The sequence below is a fragment of the Streptomyces sp. NPDC001796 genome (assembly GCF_042892355.1).
Lineage (GTDB): Bacteria > Actinomycetota > Actinomycetes > Streptomycetales > Streptomycetaceae > Streptomyces.
On record NZ_JBIAUC010000015.1, the window covers coordinates 151895 to 177152 of the forward strand.

At 72.1% G+C, this 25258-nt stretch carries 21 protein-coding genes; 12 read left to right on the top strand and 9 right to left on the bottom strand.

Translation table 11 applies throughout. From position 1 onward, the window contains the following. Window positions 1-43 precede the first annotated feature (43 nt). Window positions 44-1201, top strand: a complete 1158-nt coding sequence (locus tag ACFYZE_RS26555; protein ID WP_388998932.1) for a D-alanine--D-alanine ligase family protein — start codon at window positions 44-46, stop codon at window positions 1199-1201. Between the two features lie 36 nt (window positions 1202-1237). On the opposite strand, the gene ACFYZE_RS26560 is transcribed toward ACFYZE_RS26555, so the two are convergent. Both ACFYZE_RS26560 and ACFYZE_RS26565 read right to left on the bottom strand, forming a co-directional pair. Further along, window positions 1238-1720: a DUF3515 domain-containing protein gene (locus ACFYZE_RS26560; protein WP_388998935.1), complete on the bottom strand. Its 483-nt coding sequence runs from the start codon at window positions 1718-1720 to the stop codon at window positions 1238-1240. A 20-nt stretch (window positions 1721-1740) separates the two neighbouring features. Further along, window positions 1741-1974, bottom strand: coding sequence for an Lrp/AsnC family transcriptional regulator (locus tag ACFYZE_RS26565; protein ID WP_028802415.1), 234 nt, complete (start codon window positions 1972-1974; stop codon window positions 1741-1743). Window positions 1975-2180: 206 nt separating this feature from the next. Between ACFYZE_RS26565 and ACFYZE_RS26570 the strand changes: the two genes are divergently transcribed. Continuing rightward, a complete protein-coding gene (locus ACFYZE_RS26570; protein WP_103838079.1) occupies window positions 2181-3143 on the top strand; it encodes a thiamine-phosphate kinase in 963 nt (320 codons plus the stop codon). A gap of 11 nt (window positions 3144-3154) precedes the next feature. Here the strand turns inward: ACFYZE_RS26570 and ACFYZE_RS26575 are convergent, their stop codons facing one another. From ACFYZE_RS26575 to rpmB, 3 genes are all read right to left on the bottom strand, one after another. Beyond that, entirely contained in the window at window positions 3155-4357 is a 1203-nt protein-coding gene (locus ACFYZE_RS26575) for an FAD-dependent monooxygenase (RefSeq protein ID WP_388998938.1), read from the bottom strand. A gap of 35 nt (window positions 4358-4392) precedes the next feature. Beyond that, entirely contained in the window at window positions 4393-7413 is a 3021-nt protein-coding gene (locus ACFYZE_RS26580) for a BTAD domain-containing putative transcriptional regulator (protein WP_388998941.1), read from the bottom strand. 111 nt (window positions 7414-7524) lie between these two features. After that, window positions 7525-7710, bottom strand: coding sequence for a 50S ribosomal protein L28 (gene rpmB / locus ACFYZE_RS26585; RefSeq protein WP_003993230.1), 186 nt, complete (start codon window positions 7708-7710; stop codon window positions 7525-7527). Window positions 7711-7993: 283 nt separating this feature from the next. Between rpmB and ACFYZE_RS26590 the strand changes: the two genes are divergently transcribed. After that, a complete protein-coding gene (locus ACFYZE_RS26590; RefSeq protein ID WP_388998988.1) occupies window positions 7994-9694 on the top strand; it encodes a DAK2 domain-containing protein in 1701 nt (566 codons plus the stop codon). Window positions 9695-9747: 53 nt separating this feature from the next. Here ACFYZE_RS26590 and ACFYZE_RS26595 read toward each other — a convergent pair whose 3' ends face one another. Further along, a complete protein-coding gene (locus tag ACFYZE_RS26595; protein ID WP_388998944.1) occupies window positions 9748-12651 on the bottom strand; it encodes a tetratricopeptide repeat protein in 2904 nt (967 codons plus the stop codon). Beyond that, window positions 12648-14504 (bottom strand): HSP90 family protein, encoded by a 1857-nt coding sequence (locus ACFYZE_RS26600; RefSeq protein WP_388998991.1) that lies wholly within the window; start codon window positions 14502-14504, stop codon window positions 12648-12650. The genes ACFYZE_RS26595 and ACFYZE_RS26600 overlap by 4 nt, the downstream gene beginning before the upstream one ends. Window positions 14505-14671: 167 nt before the next feature. On the opposite strand from ACFYZE_RS26600, the gene recG reads away from it, so the two are divergent. From recG to mutM, 8 genes are all read left to right on the top strand, one after another. Next, a complete protein-coding gene (gene recG / locus ACFYZE_RS26605; RefSeq protein WP_388998947.1) occupies window positions 14672-16888 on the top strand; it encodes an ATP-dependent DNA helicase RecG in 2217 nt (738 codons plus the stop codon). Between the two features lie 98 nt (window positions 16889-16986). Next, window positions 16987-17574 (top strand): 16S rRNA (guanine(966)-N(2))-methyltransferase RsmD, encoded by a 588-nt coding sequence (gene rsmD / locus ACFYZE_RS26610; RefSeq protein WP_388998950.1) that lies wholly within the window; start codon window positions 16987-16989, stop codon window positions 17572-17574. 26 nt (window positions 17575-17600) lie between these two features. Beyond that, on the top strand, window positions 17601-18080 hold the full coding sequence (gene coaD / locus ACFYZE_RS26615; RefSeq protein WP_388998994.1) for a pantetheine-phosphate adenylyltransferase: 480 nt from the start codon (window positions 17601-17603) through the stop codon (window positions 18078-18080). A 122-nt stretch (window positions 18081-18202) separates the two neighbouring features. Continuing rightward, window positions 18203-19255 (top strand): ATP synthase F0 subunit B, encoded by a 1053-nt coding sequence (locus ACFYZE_RS26620; protein WP_388998953.1) that lies wholly within the window; start codon window positions 18203-18205, stop codon window positions 19253-19255. A gap of 184 nt (window positions 19256-19439) precedes the next feature. Continuing rightward, window positions 19440-20084 (top strand): YceD family protein, encoded by a 645-nt coding sequence (locus ACFYZE_RS26625; RefSeq protein ID WP_388998956.1) that lies wholly within the window; start codon window positions 19440-19442, stop codon window positions 20082-20084. Window positions 20085-20086: 2 nt separating this feature from the next. Further along, window positions 20087-20260: a 50S ribosomal protein L32 gene (rpmF, locus tag ACFYZE_RS26630; protein WP_003951102.1), complete on the top strand. Its 174-nt coding sequence runs from the start codon at window positions 20087-20089 to the stop codon at window positions 20258-20260. A gap of 19 nt (window positions 20261-20279) precedes the next feature. Further along, window positions 20280-21107: a ribonuclease III gene (gene rnc / locus ACFYZE_RS26635; RefSeq protein WP_388998959.1), complete on the top strand. Its 828-nt coding sequence runs from the start codon at window positions 20280-20282 to the stop codon at window positions 21105-21107. 360 nt (window positions 21108-21467) lie between these two features. Continuing rightward, window positions 21468-22328, top strand: a complete 861-nt coding sequence (gene mutM / locus ACFYZE_RS26640) for a bifunctional DNA-formamidopyrimidine glycosylase/DNA-(apurinic or apyrimidinic site) lyase (protein WP_388998962.1) — start codon at window positions 21468-21470, stop codon at window positions 22326-22328. On the opposite strand, the gene ACFYZE_RS26645 is transcribed toward mutM, so the two are convergent. After that, window positions 22301-22702 (bottom strand): winged helix-turn-helix transcriptional regulator, encoded by a 402-nt coding sequence (locus tag ACFYZE_RS26645; protein WP_388998965.1) that lies wholly within the window; start codon window positions 22700-22702, stop codon window positions 22301-22303. The two genes, mutM and ACFYZE_RS26645, sit on opposite strands and share 28 nt — an antisense overlap. Before the next feature lie 136 nt (window positions 22703-22838). Here ACFYZE_RS26645 and ACFYZE_RS26650 point away from each other — a divergent pair, with 136 nt between their 5' ends. After that, complete coding sequence (locus ACFYZE_RS26650) at window positions 22839-23423, top strand: flavodoxin family protein (protein WP_388998968.1); 585 nt, start codon at window positions 22839-22841, stop codon at window positions 23421-23423. A gap of 1183 nt (window positions 23424-24606) precedes the next feature. Here ACFYZE_RS26650 and ACFYZE_RS26655 read toward each other — a convergent pair. Further along, on the bottom strand, window positions 24607-25128 hold the full coding sequence (locus ACFYZE_RS26655) for a hypothetical protein (RefSeq protein ID WP_388998971.1): 522 nt from the start codon (window positions 25126-25128) through the stop codon (window positions 24607-24609). Window positions 25129-25258 lie beyond the last annotated feature (130 nt).

The following is a 25258-nucleotide window of genomic DNA, read 5'->3' on the forward strand; positions in this document are numbered from 1 at the left end:
CACGCTGACCCAGGGCACTACCTACGGGTACTCTCATCGCGATATGAGCACCGAGAACCTCCCCCAGAGCCCTGGGCAGCCGCCCCGCAAGCCGCGTGTCGCCGTCGTCTTCGGCGGCCGCAGCTCCGAACACGGGATCTCCGTGGTCACCGCCGGCGCGGTGCTGCGCGCCATCGACCGGACGAAGTACGACGTCCTGCCGATCGGCATCACTCAGGAAGGCCGTTGGGCGCTCACCGCCGATGCGCCGGAGCGCATGGCGATCACCGAACGCCGCACGCCCAGCGTCGAGGACCTCGCGGAAGCGCAGGAGGGCGGCGTCGTCCTGCCCGTCGACCCGGCGAGCCGCGAAGTCGTCTACAGCGAGCCCGGCTCGGTGCCGAAGGCACTGGGCGAGGTCGACGTGGTCTTCCCCGTGCTGCACGGCCCCTACGGCGAGGACGGCACCCTGCAGGGTCTCCTGGAGCTGTCCGGCGTCCCGTATGTGGGTTCGGGCGTGCTCGCCTCGGCTGTCGGCCAGGACAAGGAGTACATGAAGCGGGTGTTCGCCTCGTTCGGGCTCAAGGTCGGCCCGTACGAGGTGATCCGGCCGCGTGAGTGGCAGCGCGACGAGTCCGCTGCCCGCAAGAAGATCGTCGACTTCGCCGGCGAGCACGGCTGGCCGCTGTTCGTGAAGCCCGCACGGGCGGGTTCGTCGATCGGCATCACCAAGGTCGAGGACCTCTCCGGCCTCGACGAGGCGATCGCGGAGGCCCAGCGCCACGACCCGAAGATCCTCATCGAGGCGGCGGTGCGGGGTCGGGAGATCGAGTGCGGCGTCCTGGAGTTCGAGGCCGGCCCGCGCGCCTCCGTGCCGGCCGAGATCCCGCCGCCGGACACGCACGCCTACTACGACTTCGAGGCGAAGTACATCGACTCCACGCCCGGCATCGTGCCCGCTCCGCTGACCGACGAGCAGACCGCCGAGGTGCAGCGGCTCGCGGTGGCGGCGTTCGAGGCCGCGTCCTGCGAAGGGCTGGTCCGCGCGGACTTCTTCCTGACGGAGGAGGGCGAGTTCGTCATCAACGAGATCAACACGATGCCCGGGTTCACGCCCATCTCGATGTACCCGCAGATGTGGCAGGCGAGCGGGATCTCCTACGGCGAGCTGGTCGACCGCCTGATCCAGGCGGCGCTGAACCGCTCCACCGGGCTGCGCTGAGGACCGCACGGCTCGGAGCGGATGCCACGTCCGTTCTCAGGAGGCGATCCCCTCGGGGATCGCCTTCTTGACGGCAGGGGCCACATCGACGAGCGGCCCCGCGCCCCCGGCCGTCCGCGCCTTGGGAATGGTCACCTCGACATACGCCTGCCGCAGCGTCGTCGTGAACCGGAACGACCCGTCGTTCTCCTTCTGCAGCAGCCAGCCCACCCCGTTGACCTCCACACCGTCGGCGTCCGGGTCCGACATCTCCGCGGGCCGCTCCACCCCGCAGCGCAGTATGATCGCCGGGCTTCCCCAGCCCGCCGTCAGCGCGGACCGGGGCTCGGGGTCGTTCCGGCCCTGGCCGCCCACCTTCCGCGGCAGCACCTCGTCCAGGTTCCGGCACAGCTTCGCGACTTTCGCGTCCGGGCTGGGAACCGCGGCCGAGGGATGCGCGTCGCTCGAGGAGCAGCCCACGGCGGCGATCAGCAGGGCGAGGGCGGGCAGACCGAGCAGCCGGTGACGCAGGATGTTCACCGGGCAAGCGTAGACGGGGGCTACAGGTGCACCACCGGGCAGGTCAGGGTGCGGGTGATGCCGTCCACTTGCTGGACCTTCGCGACCACCATGCGGCCGAGTTCGTCGACGGTGTCGGCCTGGGCGCGCACGATGACGTCGTACGGGCCCGTCACGTCCTCGGCCTGGATCACCCCAGGGATCTTGCTGATCGTCTCGGCGACGGTCGACGCCTTGCCGACCTCGGTCTGGATCAGGATGTACGCCTGTACCACGGAACCTCCAGGGCGGCCACGAGGATCATGTGGAGAGAAGGGACGCCACGGTACCGCGTCGCCGCTCGCCGAGGGGAGACCCGCGGGGGCTGTGGCGTGAGCGCCGGGCAACGCCGGCGACACAAGGTGACGGTCGAGACGACCGTACCGAGGACGACGAGGGCTCGCGACCGGGCGCGGAAGGCAAGAGAAGGGGACGTACGACGATGAAGGGCACCGTGGGCGAGCTGGGCGAGTTCGGGCTCATCAGGGAGCTCACCTCCCGGCTCACCACCACCCCGGCGGTCCGGGTCGGCCCCGGCGACGACGCCGCGGTGGTCGCCGCGCCCGACCGCAGGGTGGTGGCGAGCACCGACATCCTGCTGGAGGGCCGGCACTTCCGCCGCGACTGGTCGACGGCGTACGACGTCGGCCGCAAGGCGGCCGCGCAGAACCTCGCGGACATCGCCGCCATGGGCGCCGTGCCGACCGCGCTCCTGCTCGGTCTGGTCGTCCCCGCCGAACTGCCCGCCACCTGGCCCACCGAGCTGATGGACGGCCTGCGCGACGAGTGCCAGGTCGCGGGCGCGGCGGTGGTCGGCGGCGACGTCGTACGCGGTGACACCATCATGATCTCGATCACCGCGCTCGGCGACCTGCGCAACCAGGAACCGGTCACCCGGGCCGGCGCCCAGCCCGGCGACGTGGTCGCCGTCACCGGCTGGCTCGGCTGGTCCGCGGCCGGGTACGCGGTGCTCTCCCGCGGTTTCCGCTCGCCGCGCGCGTTCGTGGAGGCGCACCGGCGCCCGGAGCCGCCGTACCACGCCGGTCCGGCGGCCGCAGGGCTCGGAGCCACCGCGATGTGCGACGTCAGCGACGGGCTCATCGCCGACCTCGGGCACATCGCGGAGGCGAGCAAGGTGCGGATCGACATCCGCTCCGGCGCCATCGACATCCCCTCCCAGATGAACGACATCGGGCAGGCCGTGGGCGTGGACCCCCTGCAGTGGGTGCTCACCGGCGGCGAGGACCACGCGATCGTCGCCACCTTCCCGCCGGACGTGAAGCTGCCGGCCCGCTGGAAGGTGATCGGCGAGGTCCTCAACCCGTCGGCACTGCCCCAGGTGACGGTCGACGGGGCGCCGTGGACCAGCAAGGGCGGCTGGGACCACTTCTCGGACATCGAGTAGCAGCCGGGGTCTCACACCGGGTACTCCGGCAGCTCGATGGCCGTCGCCGCCTTCTCCGTCAGCCGTTTGAAGAAGCCCGCCAGAGGCCGGGAGCTCAGCAGCCGGTACATCCGGTCCCGGCTGCGGATCCGCCGCTCGGTGGCCGGTGCGAAGAACGGGCCCGCGTTGCCGGAGGTCTTCTGGCAGCCCTTGGCGAAGTTCCGGATCCTCGCCTCGTACGCCGCCAGGGCGCTGCGGTGGTCGCCGCCCGCGAGGGCGAGTTCACCGGCCAGGACGTACGCGCCGACGACCGCCACGCCCGTACCCATGCCGCCCATCGTCGCCCCGTACCCGGCGTCCCCCAGCAGCACCACGCGTCCCTCGGTGAGGCGGTCCACATGGATCTGGGCGATCGCGTCGAAGTACAGGTCGTCGGCGTCCTCAAGCGCCTTGAGCACCGCCGGCGCCTCCCAGCCCATGCCCGCGAACCGCTCGGTGAGGATCCGCTTCTGCGCGGCGGTGTCGCGGCGGTCGTAGGTGAGCCGCTCGGAGCGGAAGACCAGCAGGGCGCCCGCACGGTCCGGGTCGCCGTCGTAGTTGCCGATGACGACCGCGCGGCCCGGCTCGCTGTACAGGCGGCCGGTGCGGTCCAGCCCCAGGTGGTTGGGGATCTCGAAGCCGGCCACGTAGTGGTCGAAGAAGCGCAGGTAGCGGGACTCGTCGCCGAAGACGAGGCGGCGGGTGTGCGAGTGCAGGCCGTCGGCGGCGACGACGAGGTCGAAACGGCGGGGCGCGCCGCGCTCGAAGGTGACGTCGACGCCGTCGGGGGTGTCGGTGAGCGTGGCGATGGAGTCGCCGAACACGTACTCCACACGGTCCTTGGTGCGTTCGTACATGATCCGGGAGAGATCGCCGCGGAAGATCTCCACGTCGCCGCTCATCATCTCGGACGGCAGATCGACGCGCGGGCTGGCGTCGGGGCCGACGACCGTCTGCCGGCCCATGTGGGTCTGATGGGCGTGGACGTCGTCCCAGATGCCCATCGCGGTCAGCACCCTGCGGTGCACATGGCCGCGGAAGTCGACCGCGAAGCCGCCGCCGCGCAGGGCGGGCGCCTTCTCGACGACGGTGACACGGGCGCCGTACCGGGCGAGGTTCAGCGCGATCGCGGGTCCGGCGACGCTGGCGCCGGAGACGAGGACGTTCAGGTGGCCGAGGCGGTGTGTGTTCGTCATGGCAAGGAGCGTCGCCGGGGCCGCTGACCGTGCCCCTACCGTTCGCTGACCGCCGCTGACCGTAGACGCCGGCCCTCCTCGAAGGCCTTCTCGTACGCCTCGGGGGACAGCTTCGCCCGGGTGCCCCGGCGGATGCCCACGACCTCGGGGTCGCCCAGCAGCGGTGCGCCCCGCAGGGCCGTGGCCGCGCCGAGGAGCACGGCCGCCCGCTCGGGCGACTCGGCGATCGACGCCAACGCCTCGGCGGTCTCCGCGAGTTCCAGCACACCCGGCTGCTCGGCGGCGAGGTCTGCCGCCTGTGCCAGCCAGTCGCGGGCCTGCTCCGGATGTCCCTCGGCGGCGGCCGTGCGGCCGAGCCCGATGAGGATGCGGACGGTTTCACCGGCACTGAACCAACTGGCCGCGCAGGCCTCCAGGGCCCTCTCGTACCGCACGCGCGCGCGTGCCGTGTCACCGGACCGCCGGGCCAGGTCACCCAGGCCGCGCTGGGCGCCGGCCACCTTGTCGGGGGCGCCGGCGGAGTGCGCGAGGGCGGCCGACTGCTCGAACTGGGCGGCCGCCTCCTCGAAGTCGCCGAGGTGCAGAAGCACGGTCGCCCGGGAACGCAGCAGGTCCGCGGTCTCCTCCGGGGCCTGGAGCTCCCGGGCGTGCGCCATGCCCTCGTCGAGCAGCTCGAGGGCCGGCTGGTACTCGCCGCGCCAGTCGGCGAAGGCTCCCAGGGGATCGAGGCAGTTGGCCATGCCCCAGCGGTCGCCGGTGGCGCGGAAACCGGCCAGAGCGCGGGTGAAGGCGGCCTCCGAGGCGGCGGCACCGCCCGAGAACAGCACCTGGTAGGCGAGGCCCAGGTCCAGCACCGCGCGGCCCCAGGGGTCGTCACCGACCTGGACGGCCCGGGCTTCCGTGTCGGCGGACAGCAGCGGGCCTCCGGCCAGGGCCCACAGGACCATCGCGGAAGGCCGACGCAGCGGCGCGTCGAGAGTGCGCATGACCGTGGACACCCGCGCGATGCGCTCGGGTTCGGCCGGGTCGTCGCCGCGTCCGGTGATCGTGTTCATCACGCACAGGGCGTACTCCTCGGCCAGTTGCCCGGGCGGTTCGTCGCCGACGGCCGCCAGCAGCGCCCGGGCCAGGGGAACCTGCTCGCCGTGCGGTCCCCGCAGCCGGCGGAACCAGGCGAGGTCGGCCATCAGACGCAGGGCGTCCCCGGGAGCGGTGGACACGAGGTGGCGCAGCGCCGCCTCCAGATCGCCGTGCTCGGCGGTGAGCAGGGCCAGCCACGGCAGTTGTTGCCCGCTGCGCAGGTACGGCTCCGCCCGCTCGGCCAGCCGCAGGTAGTACGCGGCGTGCGCGTCCCTGAGCCGCTCCCGCTCTCCCGCCCGGTCGAGGTGCTCGGCGGTGAACGCCCGGATGGTCTCCAGCATCCGGTAGCGCCCCTCGGCCACCTCCAGGAACGACTTCTCGGCGAGCGACGCCATGAGGTCCTCCGGAAACGGCACGCCGCACACCGCCTCCACCGCCTCCAGGGTCGCGCCGCCGGAGAACACGGACAGCCGCCGGGCCAGCTCCTGCTCCTCGTCGTCCAGCAGGTCCCAGCTCCACTCCACGACCGCGCGCAGGGTCCGGTGCCGGGGCGCCTTGGTGCGGTCGCCCCGGGACAGCAGCCGGAACCGGTCGTCCAGGCGGTCGGCCAGCTCGTCCGGGGTCAGGGTGCGCAGCCGGGCCGCGGCCAGCTCGATGGCCAGCGGCAGCCCGTCGAGCGCGGCACAGACGTCCGTCACGCGTGCGTGCCCCTCGAAACCGGGCCGCACCGCCCGGGCCCGGTCGAGGAACAGCCGCTCGGCGTGCTCCGGCGGCAGCGGCGGCACCGGGCACAGGACCTCGCCGGTGATGCCCAGCGCCTCGCGCCCGGTCGCCAGGACGCGCACACCGGGGCAGGCGGCGAGGACGAGTGCGGCGAGGTGTGCGGCGTCCTCGACGAGGTGCTCGCAGTTGTCGAGCACCAGCAGCAGCTCACGGTCCTCCAGTGCGGCCAGCAGCCGTTCGGTGGCGTCCACGGCCGGCCCGCGGAAGCCGTCGCGCACACCGAGCGCGGTCAGGACGGCGTACGGGACGGCGGAGCCGTCGGTGAGCGGGGCCAGCTCGATGAAGTGGACGTCGGGGTGCCTGCGGGCCGCCTCCATGGCCAGCCGTGTCTTGCCGGCGCCGCCCGGGCCGGTCAGCGTGACCAGGCGGGTGCCGGGCGCGGTGAGGAGATCGTGGATGCGGGCCAGTTCCGGGGCCCGGCCGACGAAGCCGGTCAGCTGGGTCGGCACGCGCGCCGCCCGGGAGGGACCCGTGCCGCGCAGCAGCTCCTGGTGGAGGGCGGACAGGCCGGGCGAGGGGTCGGCGCCGAGTTCGTCGGCGAGGGTGCGGCGCGCCTGCTCGTAGACCGTGAGCGCCTCGGCGGGCCGTCCGGCCGCGTGCAGCGCCCGCATCAGCAGCTCGTACAGACGTTCGCTCAGTGGGTGCGCGGCGAGCAGTGCGCGCAGTTCGGGTACGAGGTCGGAGCCCGCTCCGAGGGCGAGGTCCGCCTCGGCGCGGTCCTGCACGGCGCCCAGCCGCAGCTCCTCGAGCCGGGTGCGCTCGGCCGGTGCGCCGGGAAGGTCGGCGAGCGCGGGGCCGCGCCACAGGGCGAGCGCCTCCCGGAGCACGGCCGCCGCCGTGCGGTGGTCCCCGCCGGCCAGGGCGGTGGAACCTTCGCGGGCGAGCCGTTCGAAACGGTGCGCGTCGACCGTGTCGGGTGAGACGGCGAGGCGGTAGCCGGTGGGGGCGGCCTCGATCTCCGCGTGGGGGCCCAGCCGCCTGCGCAGCCGGGAGATCTGCGACTGGAGGGCGTTGGCGGCTCCCGCGGGCGGCTGGTCGCCGTACAGGCCGTCGGTGAGGCGCTCGGTGGACACCGTTCGCCCGGCGTCGAGGAGCAGCAGGGTGAGGAGCGCGCGGGGGCGGGGGCCGCCGGCGTCGAGCGGGGTGCCCTCATCGGTGCGGACGTCGAGGGGGCCGAGGATGCCGAAGCGCATGCGGCGGATTCTGGCAGGCCTGCGCCCGCGAGGGCACAGCAAAAAGCCGGCCCACCGAGGTGGACCGGCTCAGTGCAGCGAACCAGCGGTGGCCGCGCGCTTAACTGGACGTCAGCGCGAGACCTTGCCGGCCTTGATGCACGAGGTGCAAGCGTTCACGCGCTTCGGCGTCCCGCCCACCACGGTACGCACACGCTGGATGTTCGGGTTCCAGCGACGGGACGTACGGCGGTGCGAGTGCGAGATGTTGTTGCCGAAGCCCGGCCCCTTGCCGCAGACGTCGCAGTTGGCAGCCACGGGTCACTCCAAAGACTTCAGATGCACTTACGGTTATGGTCCCGGCATGCCGGGATCGAGATCGCAGGATCTGAGTGGCGCTGCCAGGGAAAACACCCGACCTGGATCGGGCAACCGGAGCAGCATACATCGGCTGCGCCCGTAGAACGAAACTACCACGGTCGCGCCGTACCTCGTCGCGGCCCCGTGGCGGCCCGACCACCGGCGCCCCCGGCCCTCTTCCGGCCCGGACCCCTTGTGGGTCTACGCTGCCTCCCACGTCCAGCAGCTGAAGGAGGCGCAGGTGGCGCAGGTGCCGCAGCCCTTGGATGCTCTCGCGGTGCGCACCTGGTGCTCTCTCGCCCTTCAGGCGTTGGGGCGCGCGCGTGAGGAGATCGACGCGATCAACGTCTACCCCGTCGCCGACGGGGACACCGGCACGAACCTGTATCTGACCGTGGAGTCGGCGGCGGCGGCGGTCGAGGCCGTCTTCGCCGGCTACGAGACGGGTGCCGCAGGCAGCGAGGGGCGGCCGGCGCTCGCCGACGCCGTACGGGCCATGGCGCACGGCGCGCTCATCGGGGCCCGCGGCAACTCCGGGACGATCCTCGCGCAGCTGCTGCGCGGCATGGCGCAGGTGCTCGCCGCCGACGGTGAGACGGCCCACGCCGATGCGCAGGGGCTGCGGCTCGCCCTGAGGCAGGCCGCCGACTCCGCTCGCCAGGCCGTGGCGCATCCCGTGGAGGGCACCGTGCTGAGCGTCGCCTCGGCTGCCGCGGACGCGGTCACCGGCACCGAGGGCGACTGCGGCAGCGTCGCACGGGCGGCGTACGAGGGAGCGCGGGCGGCCCTGGCGGCGACGCCCGGGCAGCTGGCGGTCCTGGAGCGGGCCGGAGTCGTCGACGCGGGCGGCCGGGGACTGGTGGCGGTGCTCGCGGCGCTGGTGGAGACGCTCACCGGCGAGACCCCCCGCGTGGCCGTGGAGGAGCCGGCCGCCGCTTCCGGGGGCCGCGCGCGCCTGCCGGACCCCAGGATCACCGTGCCCCGTCAGGGGTCCGGGGACTGCTCCGCCGACGGGGGTGGCCCCGCGTACGAGGTGATCTACCTCCTGGAGGCCGAGGACACGGCCGTGGCGCGGCTGCGGGAGCGGCTCGACGCCCTCGGGGACTCACTCGTCGTGGTCGGCGGGGACGGGCTGTGGAACGTCCATGTGCACGCCGACGACGCGGGCGCCGCCGTGGAGGCGGGCATCGAGGCCGGGCGGCCGCACCGGATCCGGATCACCCACTTCGGCGCCGACGACGCGCACACCGCGGGCGCCGGGCGACCGCCGCGCGAACGGGTGCAGCGGGCGGTGGTGGCCGTGGTGCCGGGCGAGGGCCTGGCCGGGCTCTACCAGGAGGCCGGGGCCACCACCGTGCTCGCCCGCCCGGGGGAGCCGCCGGCGAGCGGGGAGCTGGTGGAGGCGGTACGGCGGGCGCACGCGCGCGAGGTCGTGCTGCTGCCCAACGACGCCGACCTGCGCCACACCGCGGCCGCCGCGGCCGAGCAGGCCCGCACCGAGGGCGTCCGCGTGGCGCTGATCCCGACCCGGTCCGCGGTGCAGGGCATCGCGGCGCTTGCCGTGCACGAGCCGGAGCGGCGCTTCGACGAGGACGTCGTGGCGATGACGTCGGCGGCCGGGGCGACCCGGTACGCCGAGGTGACCGTGGCGGCGGAGCGGTCCTGGACGATGGCCGGCATCTGCCAGGCCGGGGACGTCCTCGGCCTGATCGACGGCGATGTCGCGGTCATCGGCTCCGACGTCACCGTGACGGCCGAGACGGTCCTCGACCGCATGCTCGCGGCGGGCGGCGAGATGGTCACCCTGGTCCTCGCCGACGAGGCCCCGGAAGCCGTCGCGGAGCACTTGGAGGCGCGGGTGCGCGAGTCGTACCTGGCGGTGGACACGGTGGTGTACCGGGGCGGCCGCCAGGGGCCGCTGCTGCTGATCGGCGTGGAGTGATCCGGAGTGCCGCCGGGCGCGCCTCCCCGGGGAGGCGCGCCCGGCGGCGGCCGTCACCCGTCCTGCCGGGCCGCCGCCACGCCCAGCAGACGTTCCGCCTCGGCCTTCCGGGCCTCGGCCGTCTCCGCGTCGTCGCCGGCGTCCTCGTAGGCCGCGAGCACCGCACGCGCGCGTGCCGCCGCCTCGTCCGGGCGCCCGAGGTCGGCCTCCAGCCATCCCGCGGCCAGTTCGGCTGCGGTCCGAGAGCCGAGGGCGCCCGCTCCGAGGTACGCGAAGGCGGCGATCGCCTCCGCGAGGTGCGTCAGCGCCTCCTCGAACGCCGCGTGCATCGCCTCCTCGTCCGCGTCGTCGCCGACCGACCGCGCGACCAGGTCGCCGAACTGGCGGTGGGTGTGGCCGAGTTCAGTGATCAGCCGGGCGCGTGCGTCGTCGTCCGCCGCGTCGTCCGCCGCCGCTGAGCACTCCCGCGCCGCCTCGGCCATCAGCTCCCGCCCCGCGGCCAGGCCTGCCTCCCCGCCCGCCGCGAGCCACGCACGGGCGCGCAGCGCGCGTACCAGCCCCGGGGTGTTGCCCAGCTCGCGCCACAGGTCACCGGCGCGCGCGTACGCACGGTCCGCCTCCGCCGGCAGGTCCGCGCGACCCAGCGCCTCGGCGGCCAGGTGCGCCAGCATGGCGTGGTCGCGCTGGTCCGGCCAGTGCCGGGCGATCTCCGCGGCCCGCAGCCAGCGCTCGGCCGCATCCCGGTGCTCGCCCAGCTGCGTGTGGCAGTCGCCGAGCCACCACTGGGTCTGCACGATCGCCCCGTCGCCGTGCGTCTCGGCGGTCAGGTCGGGCAGCGCCGACTCCAGCACCTCCGCCGCCTCCGCGAACCGTCCCTGCCGCAGCAGGAACCCGCCCAGCTGGTGCCGCGCCCAGGCGCCCAGCGTGGGGCCCTCGCCCGCCTCGTCGGCCCAGTGCGCCGCCTCCAGGGCGTGCCCGGCGGCCTCCGGGAACCGCCCCGACGCCGCCAGCACCTCCGCCACCTGAAGGTGCAGCTGCGCCTGCCCGATCGGCTCCAGGTGCCCCTGGCCGTGCTCCAGCGCCGCACGGGCCGCCCGTTCGGCCGACTCCGCGTCGCCGAGCTGCCGGGCGACCCCGGCCAGCCGCGCCTCGTACTCCACCGCGAACCACGGCAGGCCCGCCGCCACGTACTCCTCGGCCGCCCGCGCCAGCAGCTCCGCCCCGGTCCGAGGGTCCCCGGCATGCAGCGCCAGTTCCCCGAGCATGGCCCTGGCCTCGGCCGCCCTCGACGCAAGGCGCACATCGGCGGTGTGCGGCCCGGCGAACGCCAGCAGCTCCCGGGCGGCCTCCTCGGCGGCCCCGGCGTCGCCCCCTTCCTCGTGCAGCCGGTTCATCAGGACGCGGGCCCGCCCGACCAGCACGGACGCCGTCTGCCCCAGCCCCGTCCCGCCCGCCTCGTACAGCGCGAGCGCCTCCGCGCGCAGCGCGGTGACCGTCTCCAGCGCCTCCTCCGGCCGGCCCGTCAGGGAGCGGACGAAGGCCGCACGCGCGCGTGCCGCCAGCGCCTCACCGGGGTCGCCCGCGGCCAGGTACAACTCGGCCGCCCGCTCGAACAGTTCGACACCTTCCGGGCCCCGGCTCATCGCCTCGTGGTCGACGAGGTCCGCCTGGTCGCGGGGGTCCAGCTCCCCGCCCTGCGCGGCGCGCGCCACCGCCGTCCAGGCGTCCATGGCGGCCGGGTCCAGGGCGTCCGCGAGCCGCCGCGCCTCGGCGAGCAGGTCCGCGAGGTCCCGCTCCTCGGCCCGCGGGGCGGGCGGTGGGGGCGGCGCCACCGGTGCCGGGCGGGTGGCGCGCACGCCGAGCGGCAGCCGGTCCACCAGCGGCCGGCGGTCCATGCGCTCCCGGGTGCGCTCACCGACGTACGGCGTGCCGTTGCGCGCGTCGAAGCGGGCGGCCAGCGCCAGCGCCTCCCCGCGCGCGTGGACGGCGAGTTCCCGGGCGGTCCACTCCCGGCCCGCCGGGCCCGGCACCACCTGGTCGCCGAGCCCGCGCTCGACCAGCCGGTCCATCAGCAGCGCCACCACGGCGAGGAAGTTCAGCTTGCTGCGCGGCTCCCCGGAGTCCGTGAAGTACGCCGGCCGCTCGGCCAGCAGTTCGAGGCCGCGCGCCTCGTTGCCGGTCAGCGCGCAGAACTCCACATGGTCCGCGTAGGAGGACCGCATGCTCTCCATGTCCCGCACCAGCCGCAGCCCGCGCAGGTGGTGCGCCCGTGCCTCGTCCAGGCGGCCCAGACGCAGCAGCGGCAGCAGGGAGGAGGCCAGTGCGGCGTGCGGTTCGTGAGCGCAGACGTGCTCGCCCTCCAGGACCGGCCGCCACAACTGAAGCGCCCGCTCGTCCTCGCCCTTGCGGGACTGCCACCAGCCCTGGTCGTGCAGCTCGCACGCATGGCAGTCGGCCATCGCGTCCCGGTCGGCGGCCAGCCACGCCGCGTACGCCCGCTCTGCCCGCTCCAGGTCCCCGACATGCGCGGCGATGTTGAACTCGGCGCTGCGCACGGCCCGTTCGGAGTACCCGGCCAGCCGGTAGCGGTGCTCCATCTCGCCGAGCCACTTCTCGATGGAGGCGAGCGGGACGTGCGGCTGGCCCAGCATGCCCGCCGACATCCACTTGAAGACCCAGTGCAGCGAATGGGCCTCGTACTCGTCGAAGTCCTCCGGGCGCTCGTCCCACATGCGCAGCAGCCGCGCGAACGGGACGAACATCTTGTCCTTCTCGGAGCTGTAGTTGTAGACCTGCAGCTGGTGTCCGAGCGCCTCGATCACGGCCAGCGGGATGCCCAGCTTCTCCGCCTCCGCCAGCAGCTGCTCCGCGCGCGCGTTGCGCGCCGGGCCCTCCGGCTGCTGGTAGTTGTCCGCCATCGCCTGGCGCAGCGAGTCGAAGTCCATGACCTGGCTCATCGGAAGCCGTCCTTGGGCGAGTCGGTGTGGGTGGCCCATTCCAGAAGGCCGATGAAGGCACGGTTCAGCAGTGCGGAGTCCGCGGGCCTGAGCGGCCGCTGGGCCATCAGCAGAGCCTGCCCGTACAGCGACTCGGTGGCCGTGCCGATCAGCTCCGGGTCCTTCAGGGAACTGATCCTGCGGACCAGCGGGTTGAGGTGGTTGAGCACCAGACGCGCGCGTGCAGCACTGCCCCGCAGCGAGCCCAGGATGCCCGCCCACAGCTCGTCGGCCTGCCCCTCGGCCTCCGCGCGTGCCTGCTCGTGGCGCGCCTGACGGTCGTCCAGATGCAGCGCCGGCACGGACAGCGGATGGAACGCGCGCAGCACGACGTCGCAGCCCAGCGCATCGAGCCTGGCGCGCGCCGCCGCCAGGAAGGCGGACAGCGCCAGCTCCTCGGCCGGGTCGACCGCGTCCAGGTGCGCGGTCACCGTGTCCGCGTCCAGTTCGGCGACCGCCGTACCCGGGCGCACCGACGGCAGCGCCTCGATCAGCTCGCTGTCGTACGTGTAGCCGCCGTTGACCACCCCCACACCCTGCGCGGACGCGATCGGCGCCACCTGGCGGTACTCCTCCACCGTCCGGGTGAAGTGCACGACCGGGTGCCGCTGCGCGAACTCCTCCAGGGACAGCCGCCCGTCGGTCGTCTCGAAGGGCAACCACGGCAGCATCGTGCGCAGCATCTCCTTGTCGTGCCGCGCCAGCGACTTCACGCCCAGGTAGTGCACCGACAGGAAGGCGGCGAGCCGCTCGGGGTCACCGGCGGCGAGAGAGGTCAGCCAGGACCGGATGCGCTCGCCCAGCGCGTCGCGCACGGCCGCGAGGGTCTCGTCCTCGTACAGCGACTCGCGCGACGCCGTGGGCCGCAGGCTGTCCGTGTCGAGCACACAGCGCACGAAGAACGCCCAGTCCGGCAGCAGCTGTTCGGCCCGCTCCGTCAGCAGCATGCCCTTCAGATGCACCCGGTGACCCGCCCGCTGCGCCGGGCTCACCGCGCTCGGCAGCACGTACGCCACACCCCGGATGCCGGCGAGCGGCACATCCAGGTCGATGGAGTCCAGCGGGGTGAACCCGAACAGGTCGTGACAGTGGCGCGCCAGGGCCACCCTGCGGGTGGCGGGGGAGGGGTGGGCGCGGTCCCAGGGCGCGGGCAGGTCCGTGACCGGCTCGTCGCCGACCCGGACGTCGTACGGCAGCAGCGACCCGAAGTCCCGTGCCAGGGACCGCACCCGGTCCGCAGAGAGCCAGTCGCCGGCACCCGGACGCGCCACCAGGTGCACGGTCGTGCCGGGTTCGGGCCGCGCGTCCGGCGGCAGGGTGCGCACGACGTACGAGCCGTCGTCGGCGGCCGTCCACTCCACGGGCGGCGCATCCGGCGTACGGGCGCTGCGGCTGACGACCCGTATGCGCTCGGCCACGACGAAACACGCCAGCAGTCCGATGCCGAACTGCCCGAGGAAGTCGGAGCGTGCCTCCTGGAGCCCGGCGGCCGAGTCGGCCCGCTTGGAGCTGCGCCCGATGGTGGCGAGGAGGTTGTGCACATCGGACTCGGTGAGCCCGATGCCCGAGTCCTCCACGCGCAACGCGCCGCCATCCGCGTACAGCCGGACCGTGGCGGGCGCATCGGGCTGCTCGGCGCGGCGGGCGGTGATCGCGTCCACCGCGTTCTGCAGCAGCTCGCGCAGATAGACCTTGGGGCTGGAGTAGAGGTGATGGGAGAGCAGGTCCACGAGGCCACGCAGGTCGACCTGGAAGGTATGGGCCGACGTGGGTGACTGTGGGGCCGGTGAGGGCTGTGAGGTCTGGGAATCCATCGTCACGGCGCCGCGGGTGGGGGACGTTCGACGGCGCGGGGTCGGGCGGTCCCGGTGGGGCGGTGACCGCGGAGCGAGCCGGGGGTGGGCCATCGTAGGCTGGAAACCACCCCGCTGACCAGCGGTTTTGCAAGACGTATACGGCATTGTCAGTGCCGTGGTGTGCAATGGATCTCGTGCCCGCACTGCAAGAACCACTGAAACAACCACTGAAGTCAGTGCTCGGCCCCGCCACCGCGAAGGTGATGGCCGAGCACCTCGGCCTGCACACCGTCGGCGACCTGCTCCACCACTACCCGCGCAGATACGAGGAGCGCGGACAGCTCACCCACCTCGCCGACCTCCCCATGGACGAGCACGTCACGGTGGTCGCCCAGGTCGCCGACGCCCGCCTGCACACGTTCGCCTCGGCCAAGGCCCCCCGCGGCAAGGGCCAGCGCCTGGAGGTGACCATCACCGACGGCAGCGGCCGCCTCCAACTCGTCTTCTTCGGCAACGGCGTGCACAAGCCCCACAAGGAACTCCTGCCGGGCACCCGCGCGCTGTTCGCGGGCAAGGTCTCGGTCTTCAACCGCAGGCTCCAACTCGCCCACCCGGCCTACGAACTGCTGCGCGGCGACGACGTGGCCGAAGCGGTGGACAGCTGGGCGGGCGCCCTGATCCCGCTCTACCCGGCCACGGCCAAGCTGGAGTCCTGGAAGATCGCCAAGGCGGTGCAGACGGTGCTGCCCAGCGCCCAGGAGGCCATCGACCCGCTGCCGGACTCGCTCCGCGCGGGCCGCGGCCTGCTCCCCCTCCCCGAGGCCCTGCTGAAGATCCACCGCCCGCACACGAAGGCGGACATCGCCGACGCCCGCTCCCGCCTGAAGTGGGACGAGGCGTTCGTCCTCCAGGTGGCCCTGGCCCGCCGCCGCCACGCCGACACCCAACTTCCGGCGGTGGCCCGCAGACCGAAGCCGGACGGCCTCCTGGCGGCCTTCGACGAGCGCCTGCCCTTCACACTCACGGAAGGCCAGCAGAAGGTCTCGAAGGAGATCTTCGCCGACCTGGCGACGGAACACCCGATGCACCGGCTGCTGCAGGGCGAGGTCGGCAGCGGCAAGACCCTGGTCGCCCTGCGCGCCATGCTCGCCGTCGTCGACGCGGGTGGGCAGGCCGCCATGCTCGCGCCCACGGAGGTGCTCGCCCAGCAGCACCACCGCTCGATCGTCGAGATGATGGGCGAGCTGGCCGAGTCGGGGATGCTCGGCGGGGCCGAGCAGGCCACCAAGGTGGTGCTGCTCACCGGGTCCATGGGGGCGGCCGCGAGACGGCAGGCGCTGCTCGATCTCGCCACCGGGGAAGCCGGGATCGTGATCGGCACCCATGCCCTGATCGAGGACAAGGTGCAGTTCCACGACCTCGGGCTGGTGGTGGTGGACGAGCAGCACCGGTTCGGCGTGGAGCAGCGCGACGCACTGCGCGGCAAGGGCAAGCAGCCACCGCACCTGCTGGTGATGACCGCCACGCCGATTCCCCGCACCGTCGCCATGACCGTCTTCGGCGACCTGGAGACCTCCGTCCTCGACCAGCTTCCGGCCGGGCGGTCGCCGATCGCCAGCCATGTGGTGCCCGCCGCGGACAAGCCGCACTTCCTCGCGCGCGCCTGGGAGCGGGTGCGGGAGGAGGTCGCGGGCGGCCATCAGGCGTACGTGGTCTGTCCGCGGATCGGCGACGAGGAAGAAGACCCGAAAAAGGCGCGGAAGTCGCCCGAGGACGAGACGGAGAAGCGCCCGCCGCTCGCGGTGCTGGACGTGGCCGGCCAGCTCGCCGAGGGCCCGCTGAACGGCCTGCGGGTGGAGGTGCTGCACGGCAGGATGCAGCCCGACGACAAGGACGCGGTGATGCGCCGGTTCGCCGCCGGCGAGACCGATGTCCTGGTCGCGACGACGGTCATCGAGGTCGGCGTCAACGTCCCCAACGCCACCGTGATGGTGATCATGGACGCCGACCGCTTCGGGGTCTCGCAGCTCCACCAGCTGCGCGGCCGGGTCGGGCGGGGCTCGGCGCCCGGGCTCTGCCTCCTGGTCTCCGAGATGCCGGAGGCGAGCGCGGCCCGCCAGCGGCTGACCGCGGTCGCGTCCACGCTCGACGGCTTCGAACTCTCCCGGCTCGACCTCGAGCAGCGGCGCGAGGGCGACGTCCTCGGCCAGGCCCAGTCCGGCGCCCGTACCTCCCTGCGCATGCTCGCCGTCATCGACGACGAGGAGATCATCACCCAGGCCCGCGAGGAGGCCGCGGCGGTGGTGGCGGCCGACCCGGACCTTGAACAGCTGCCCGGGCTGCGCACGGCTCTGGAGGCCCTGCTGGACGACGAGAGGGAGCAGTACCTGGAGAAGGGGTGACTCCGTCGCTCCCAGGGCGGGCGTGCTCGGGGCCGGACGTGGCTGAGAGACTGAAGACGTCACCACGCAGACCGACAAGACCGACAAGGACCGAAGAGATGACCCGCGTGATCGCCGGTCGCGCCGGTGGGCGCCGGCTCGCCGTTCCGCCCGGGCACGGGACCCGCCCCACCTCCGACCGGGCGCGCGAGGGCCTCTTCTCGACCTGGCAGGCCCTCCTCGGCGGCCCGCTGGACGGCGAACGGGTGCTCGACCTTTACGCCGGCTCCGGTGCCGTCGGCCTGGAGGCCCTGTCCCGCGGGGCCGGCCACACCCTCCTCGTGGAGGCCGACGCCCGCGCCGCCCGCACCGTCCGTGAGAACGTCAGGGCGCTCGGCCTGCCCGGCGCGGAGGTCAGGGCGGGCAAAGCGGAACAGATCATCCGGACATCGGCGCCGGTGGAGCCGTACGACATCGTCTTCCTCGACCCCCCGTACGCCGTGTCCGACGACGATCTTCGCGAGATTCTGCTCACACTCCGCTCAGGGGGCTGGCTCGCGGCCGACGCCCTCGTCACCGTGGAGCGCAGCACCAGAGGCGGGGAATTCCGGTGGCCGGACGGCTTCGACGCCATCCGGGCCCGTCGCTACGGCGAGGGCACGTTTTGGTACGGTCGCGCCGCCTCTACGTGCGAAGACGCACGATGACCGGACCGGAGAGCGAGGGATCACAAGTGCGCCGCGCCGTCTGTCCCGGGTCGTTCGACCCGATCACCAACGGACACCTCGACATCATCGCCCGCGCTTCCAAGCTGTACGACGAGGTGTACGTGGCGGTGATGATCAACCAGGCCAAGAAGGGCCTGTTCGAGATCGACGAGCGGATCGACCTGATCCGCCAGGTCACCGCCGAGTTCGGGAACGTCACGGTGGAGTCCTTCCACGGCCTCCTCGTCGACTTCTGCAAGCAGCGCGACATCCCCGCCATCGTCAAGGGCCTGCGCGCCGTCAGCGACTTCGACTACGAGCTGCAGATGGCCCAGATGAACAACGGCCTCTCCGGCGTCGAGACCCTTTTCGTCCCGACCAACCCGACCTACAGCTTCCTGTCCTCCTCGCTCGTCAAGGAAGTCGCGGCCTGGGGCGGGGACGTCTCCCACCTGGTGCCCCCGATCGTCCTCGAAGCCCTCGACCAGCGCCTGAAGAAGGACTGAGCGATCCCGGCGGGACCCCCCGAGAACCTGACAGCCCGTCACTCGGTGTCGGGTGGTGCGGCAGTGGCCGTACAGTCGATCCGTCCGTCTCCAACACATCCGTAGAGAGTGGCGAGCACACGGTGGACGTGCAGAAGAAGCTCGACGAGATCGTCGCGGTGGTCTCCAGCGCCCGGTCCATGCCCATGTCGGCGTCGTGCGTGGTCAACCGCGCCCAGCTGCTCTCGATGCTCGAGGAGCTGCGCCAGGCGCTGCCCGACTCGCTGGCCGAGGCCCAGGAGCTGATCGGCGACCGGGAACAGATGGTGGAGCGGGCTCGCCAGGAGGCCGAGCGGATCATCGAGAGCGCGCACGCCCAGCGAGGCTCCCTGATCTCCGACACCGAGGTCGCCCGCCGCTCCCAGGCCGAGGCCGACCGGATCCTCGCCGAGGCCCGCCAGGAGGCCGAGGAGATCCGCGCCGAGGCCGACGACTACGTCGACTCCAAGCTCGCCAACTTCGAGGTCGTCCTCACCAAGACGCTCGGCTCGGTCGGCCGCGGCCGCGAGAAGCTCCTCGGCACCGGTCCCGGCCTCGACGAGAACGGCTACGAGGACGAGGACGCCCCCGAGCGCAGCCACGACCCGGAGACCCTGCGCCGCGACGCCGACGCGTACGTGGACGCCAAGCTCGGCGCCTTCGAGGCCGTCCTCGCCAAGACCCTGGAGGCCGTCGGCAAGGGCCGCCAGAAGCTGCACGGCCGGATCGCCACCGACGACCTCGGCGCCCTCGCCGGCGACACCACCACCGTCCAGCACACCAGCGACGCCGACTACCTCGCCGACCTCGCGGCCCTCGCCGACACCCCGGACCCGGCGCCCGTGATCCCGGCCCAGCAGACGGAGCCGGCCTATGCGCAAGCACAGGACCCGTACGGCTACCAGCAGCCCGACCAGTACGGTTACCAGCAGACGTACGCCCAGCAGGACGCCTACGGCTACCAGCAGGCCGACCCGTACGCCGCATACCCCCAGGCCGGGGGCTACGACCAGCACCAGCAGGCCGCGTACGACCAGGGGCAGAGCCAGCAGGGATACGAGGGGACCGGCGCCCTCGACGAGACCAGCCTCTTCGACACCAGCATGATCAGCGCCGAGCAGTTGCGGGCCTACGAACAGGGACGCGGCGGTCACTGAGCGCCCCGGCGCACGCGTCCCGGGGCCCTTCGGGCGCACCGGATTGGGCCGAGAGCGGAAGGTCCAGTATCCTGGCTCTTCGGTCGCGCGTACGCACACGCTGTTTCGTAGACGTCCGCGATCACCGCTGCCCGGGAACACCGGAGGGCAGCGTCCCCTCGAGCTTCGAAGACCGAAAGCAGGAATGGCCCTGAACGCCCGCCTCGACCACCGCAACCCCCTCGTGTTCGACACGCACGAGCTGGGTCGGCGGCCTGGTGCGCTGCAGCGCCTGACCCGCACGGTCGACGCCCCCAAGGATTTCGGTATCCGCGGGGTCATCGGAGTGCCGGAAGGCGCCCCGGTGGAGCTCGAACTCCGCATGGAGTCGGTCATGGAAGGGGTGCTCGTCACGGGCACCGCCCGTGCCAGGGCCGAGGGGGAGTGCGTAAGGTGTCTGGAGCCGGTCGAGCTGGAGCTCGAAGCGGACTTCCAGGAGCTGTTCTCGTACCCTGACGCCGACGACCGGGGCCGTGTGATCGCGGAACCGGGCGACGACGCCGAGGACGACGAGGACAGGTTCTTCCTCGAGGACGGACTCTTCGACCTCGAACCTCTGCTGCGCGATGCGGTGGTGCTCGCACTGCCGATGCAGCCGGTGTGCCAGGAAGACTGTCCGGGCCTGTGCCCCGAATGCGGGGCGCGGCTCGCGGACGACCCGGACCACCACCACGACGCCGTCGACATCCGTTGGGCGGCACTGCAGGGAGTCGCCGACTCACTCCGGAGTGGCGACAAGGACGAGACGAGCGGCGCCGAAGCGGGCGTCGACGAGAAGCAGGAGAAGTAGCCGTGGCTGTTCCGAAGCGGAAGATGTCGCGCAGCAACACGCGCCACCGCCGGTCGCAGTGGAAGGCTGCGGTCCCCACCCTGGTCGCGTGCGAGCGCTGCCACGAGCCCAAGCAGCAGCACATCGCGTGCCCCTCGTGCGGCACCTACAACAAGCGCCAGGTCCTCGAGGTCTGAGCGGCTGGTGAGAGGTCTGATGTCTGACGCCAAGGCGGACCCAAACGCCAGGAAGAAGGCGGACAACACAGCCTCGTCCCACACGCTTCTGGAAGGGCGGCTCGGCTACAAGGTCGAGTCCGCCCTTCTGGTGCGTGCGCTGACCCACCGCTCCTACGCGTACGAGAACGGCGGTCTGCCGACGAACGAGCGCCTGGAGTTCCTCGGGGACTCCGTGCTCGGCCTCGTCGTCACCGACACGCTGTACCGCACCCACCCCGACCTGCCCGAGGGCCAGCTGGCCAAGCTGCGGGCCGCGGTGGTCAACTCGCGTGCGCTGGCGGAGGTCGGCCGCGGCCTCGACCTGGGCTCCTTCATCCGGCTCGGCCGTGGTGAAGAGGGCACGGGCGGCCGGGACAAGGCGTCCATCCTCGCCGACACCCTCGAAGCGGTGATCGGTGCTGTCTATCTCGACCAGGGGCTGGAATCGGCGGCGGAGCTGGTGCACCGCCTGTTCGACCCGCTGATCGAGAAGTCCTCGAATCTCGGCGCCGGCCTGGACTGGAAGACCAGCCTCCAGGAGCTGACCGCGACCGAGGGGCTCGGCGTGCCCGAGTACCTGGTCACGGAGACCGGCCCGGACCACGAGAAGACCTTTACTGCTGCCGCCCGCGTCGGAGGCGTCTCGTACGGCACCGGCACCGGCCGCAGCAAGAAGGAGGCGGAGCAGCAGGCCGCGGAGTCGGCCTGGCGCTCCATCCGCGCCGCCGCGGACGAGCGCGCCAAGGCGGCGGCCGAGGCGGGGGCCCCCGACGGGACCACCGAGACCGCCGCCACGGCCCCGGCCAGCGACACGGCCACGGCCTGATTCCTTCCTCACGGCTCCTGCCCCGGCACCTGTGCCGGGGCAGGAGCCGTTTTCATGACCCGACCCGACCCGACCCGACCCGAGCCGAGCCGGAGGCGACCTGAGGCGCCCGAAGACGCTTCGACGACGTCCACTCCGTGCGCGCCCGGACACTCCGTCGCGCCCGAGGCCAGCGGCGATGCCACGCCGGGCGAGCGGTGCGGCCGGCCTCCGCTCCCGTGCGCGCCGCGCCGGTCCTTCCGTGCCGGTGCGCACCGACCGTCGGCACCCTTCGTCCGCCGTCCCGGACGGGGCGTCACCCCTGCGGGCCAAGAGGTACGCTGCGGACGTCGCCCCCTGTTCACCCCTCCGGAGGAGTCCGTGCCCGAGTTGCCCGAGGTCGAAGTCGTGCGGCGCGGGCTGGAGCGCTGGGTGGCCCAGCGGACGGTCGCCGAGGTGGAGGTGCTGCACCCGCGTTCCGTGCGCCGTCACCTGGCCGGCGGGGACGACTTCGCGCACCGGCTGAAGGGGCAGCGCATAGGCACCCCCAGCCGCCGCGGGAAATACCTCTGGATCCCCGTCGAGACCACCGGCACGGCGATCCTCGCCCACCTCGGCATGAGCGGTCAGCTCCTCGTCCAGCCGCACCATGCGCCGGACGAGAAGCACCTGAGGATCCGGGTCCGCTTCGACGACGCCCTCGCCACCGAGCTGCGCTTCGTCGACCAGCGCACCTTCGGCGGCCTCTCCCTGCACGAGACCGCCCCCGACGGGCTGCCCGACGTCATCGCGCACATCGCCCGCGACCCGCTCGACCCGCTCTTCGACGACGAGGCCTTCCACCAGGCACTGCGCCGCAAGCGCACCACCATCAAACGGGCCCTGCTCGACCAGTCGCTGATCAGTGGCGTCGGCAACATCTACGCGGACGAGGCGCTGTGGCGCTCCCGCATCCACTACGAGCGCCCCACCGCCCACTTCACGCGCCCTCGTACCGCTGAACTCCTCGGTCACATCAGGGACGTGATGAACGCGGCGCTCGCCGTCGGCGGCACCAGCTTCGACAGCCTCTACGTCAACGTCAACGGGGAGTCGGGCTACTTCGACCGGTCGCTGGACGCGTACGGCCGCGAGGGCGAGCCCTGCCGGCGCTGCACCACGCCCATGCGCCGCCGCCCCTGGATGAACCGCTCCAGCTACTTCTGCCCGAGCTGTCAGAGGGCGCCGCGCGTCTCGTCGTAACGCTCGCGGGCCGCAAGCACGTCGTCCATACGGCCCTCCACACAGTGGATGAGGGCCAGCAGGCGCTCGGCGACCTCGCGGCCGACGGGGGTCAGTTCGTAGTCCACCCGCGGCGGGTTGGTCGGCTGGGCCTCGCGGTGCACCAGGCCGTCGCGCTCCAGCGCGTGCAGGGTCTGGGACAGCATCTTCTCGCTCACGCCGTCGACCCGGCGGCGCAGCTCGTTGAAGCGCATCGAGCCCTCGTACAGCGCGCCGAGCGTGAGTCCGCCCCAGCGGCCGGTGACGTGCTCCAGCGTGCCGCGCGAGGGGCATGCCTTGGCGAACACGTTGTAGGCGAGGTCCTGTTCCTCCGCGCGCTCCTGGGTCCCGTTCATGCCCCAAGCGTACGTGAGCGCAGCGCTAACCGCCAGGTTGCACTAACCGGAAGTTAGTGCTTTCCTTTGGTCACCACCGGTGAGCTGCATGCATTTGCTGTGGCTGCCGTTTCATGACCTTTGAGGAGAGCGCACCGTGACCACCCCTGTTGTCTCCATCGCCTACCACTCCGGCTACGGCCACACCGCCGTCCTCGCCGAGGCCGTACGGGACGGCGCCGCCGACGCCGGCGCCCAGGTCCACCTGATCAAGGTCGACGAGATCACCGAGGAGCAGTGGGCGACCCTCGACGCCTCCGACGCGATCGTCTTCGGTTCGCCGACCTACATGGGCACCGCGTCCGGCGCCTTCCACGTCTTCGCCGAGGCGTCCTCGAAGCGGTGGTTCGGGCAGGACTGGAAGGACAAGCTGGCCGCCGGCTTCACCAACTCCGGGTCCAAGAGCGGCGACAAGCTGCACACCCTGCAGTTCTTCCAGATCCTGGCCGCGCAGCACGGCATGAACTGGGTCAACCTCGGTCTGCACCCCGGCTGGAACGTCAGCACCGGCTCCGAGCACGACCTCAACCGCCTCGGCGTCTTCGCCGGTGCCGCCGCCCAGACCAACAACGACCAGGGCCCGGAGGCCGTCCACAAGGCCGACATCGCCACCGCCCGGCACCTCGGCCACCGCGTCGCGGAGGCGGCACGCGTCTTCACGCTCGGCCGCGCGGCCGCCTGAGCCGCCCGGACACGACCGCGGCCCCCGCCCCGGACACCCCGGGCGGGGGCACGCGCGTACGGCTGCGGCAGGAGTGGGTCAGTAGCCGAAGAAGTGAAGGGACGGGTCTCTGACCTGCGGCCGTGTAATCGATCAACGCTGCGACCTGCGACTTAGCTGTCGTCGGTTGTCAGCGTTGGTCGTCGTTGAGCGCCCTTCGACGGCCCCGTCACGGCCCCGGGCCTAGACCTCACGGCGAGTTGGCTGCGCCTTCGCCAGGTTCAGGTGGGCTCTCGGCTGGAACGTCTAGCTGTGTTCTATCGAGCAGTCTCAAGTAGAGCTCAACGCGATCCGATCCCTCCGGAAGCTGTCCTATCTCCTCCGCTATGCGGCGGTGCAGCTCATGCCGCTGGGTTTCTGTACGGAGAATTCGATCTTCGGCCCAGCGGTCCCTGATCCGGCTGTGGAGATCTACCCGCCAGGTTCGCCACTCCTTGAGCACCAAGGGCAGGAGCGCCACAGCCGCAAGTGTGATGATGACCCATGATGGAGCTCCACTCGCTGCTGCACCGGCTGAGCTTGTCGCGCCAATCAGCGAAGATGTGAGGGAAGAACGCATGATCGCTTCCTTTCGCACCTCGCGCGGTGGGCGTGGCGCTGCCTGGCCGGAAGATTCCGGGCATGAAAAAGGCCCGAGCTAGCTGCTCGGGCCTGAGGGAGTAGTTGCGCGGCTGACTCTGTGTCGTTCCTAAATCTGCTAGGGCAGCAAAAAGGCCGTTCCGGCGCTTCGGAACGGCCTAATGGGACACATCGCGTACAACGCGGCTAGTGTAGCGGACGACCTTGCCACAACTCGGGTGATTGTCAGGTTTCCGGGATGGGTTGGCGCCCCCGCGGTGTCTTCGGGATCGGAGGTGTCTGCCCGGGACTGATCAATTCGCGAGTCCATTCGTCCCGGTGCGCCTTGGGGAGTTCTGTTAGGTCGTATCGGATCTGACCTCGCCCAGATCCGTAGGTGGTGATGCGACCCTCGTGTGCCCAACGTCGGAGTGTGCTCGTTGGGCGGCCAGTCCAGTAGGCGGCGGCCTCCGGATCGATTAGGACCATGCACCCGCTCCCAAAGTTGAGACTCAATGACCATCTCGGCATGCAGGTGACACCAGGATGACAGACTCTACGCTCGCGCAGGTCAGAGGCGCAAGGGTTACTGCGGATAGTTCTGATTGGAGGTCAGCTCGCCAACGGCCTGGTGCGGCACGCCACGTGACGTCTGGTTAGGCCCTAGCCCCTCCATCAGGCTCCGAGCACTGTCCGCGAAGGCTCGTTGAGCTTGCTGACGCGGGTCTGACAGGCTTCTAATGGCTGAGAGCGGCCCGCCTGGATGCTCCTCGGCTGCTTTCATCTCGCGACGAAGGGCGCGCGGTACCTCGTCCGCTAATGCGGCGATGTGCGCGGGACCGAGGATGTTGACCAAAGCGAGCATCGGCCAGAGCTCCGCCAGGTGCGCCCTAGCTTCCGCTCTCGCCTGCTCAAAGACAGCAGGATCGCTGGCGTCCGATCGACACATCGCCAGGTTGGCGTTCGCTGTGCGTACCGCCTGGGTGATGAACTCGGAGTAAGCGACCTTGCGCTCGTCCCTGCGGCTCTCTCTTAGCCGCTCAGCACGCTCCTCGGCGGCCACAGCAGCCTGGCGCTCCCACTGCCGATTCTGGACCCGCAAGCTCATCCATCCTGTGAGGGCCGAGCCACCGAGAGTGGCTAAGCCTTGATCCACCGAGGTGGTTCGAGAGTGATCTCTCGATCGAGTTCTGAGTCCGCTTTGGACTGGTGGCTGGGTGGGGGCGGGTGGTATCTGC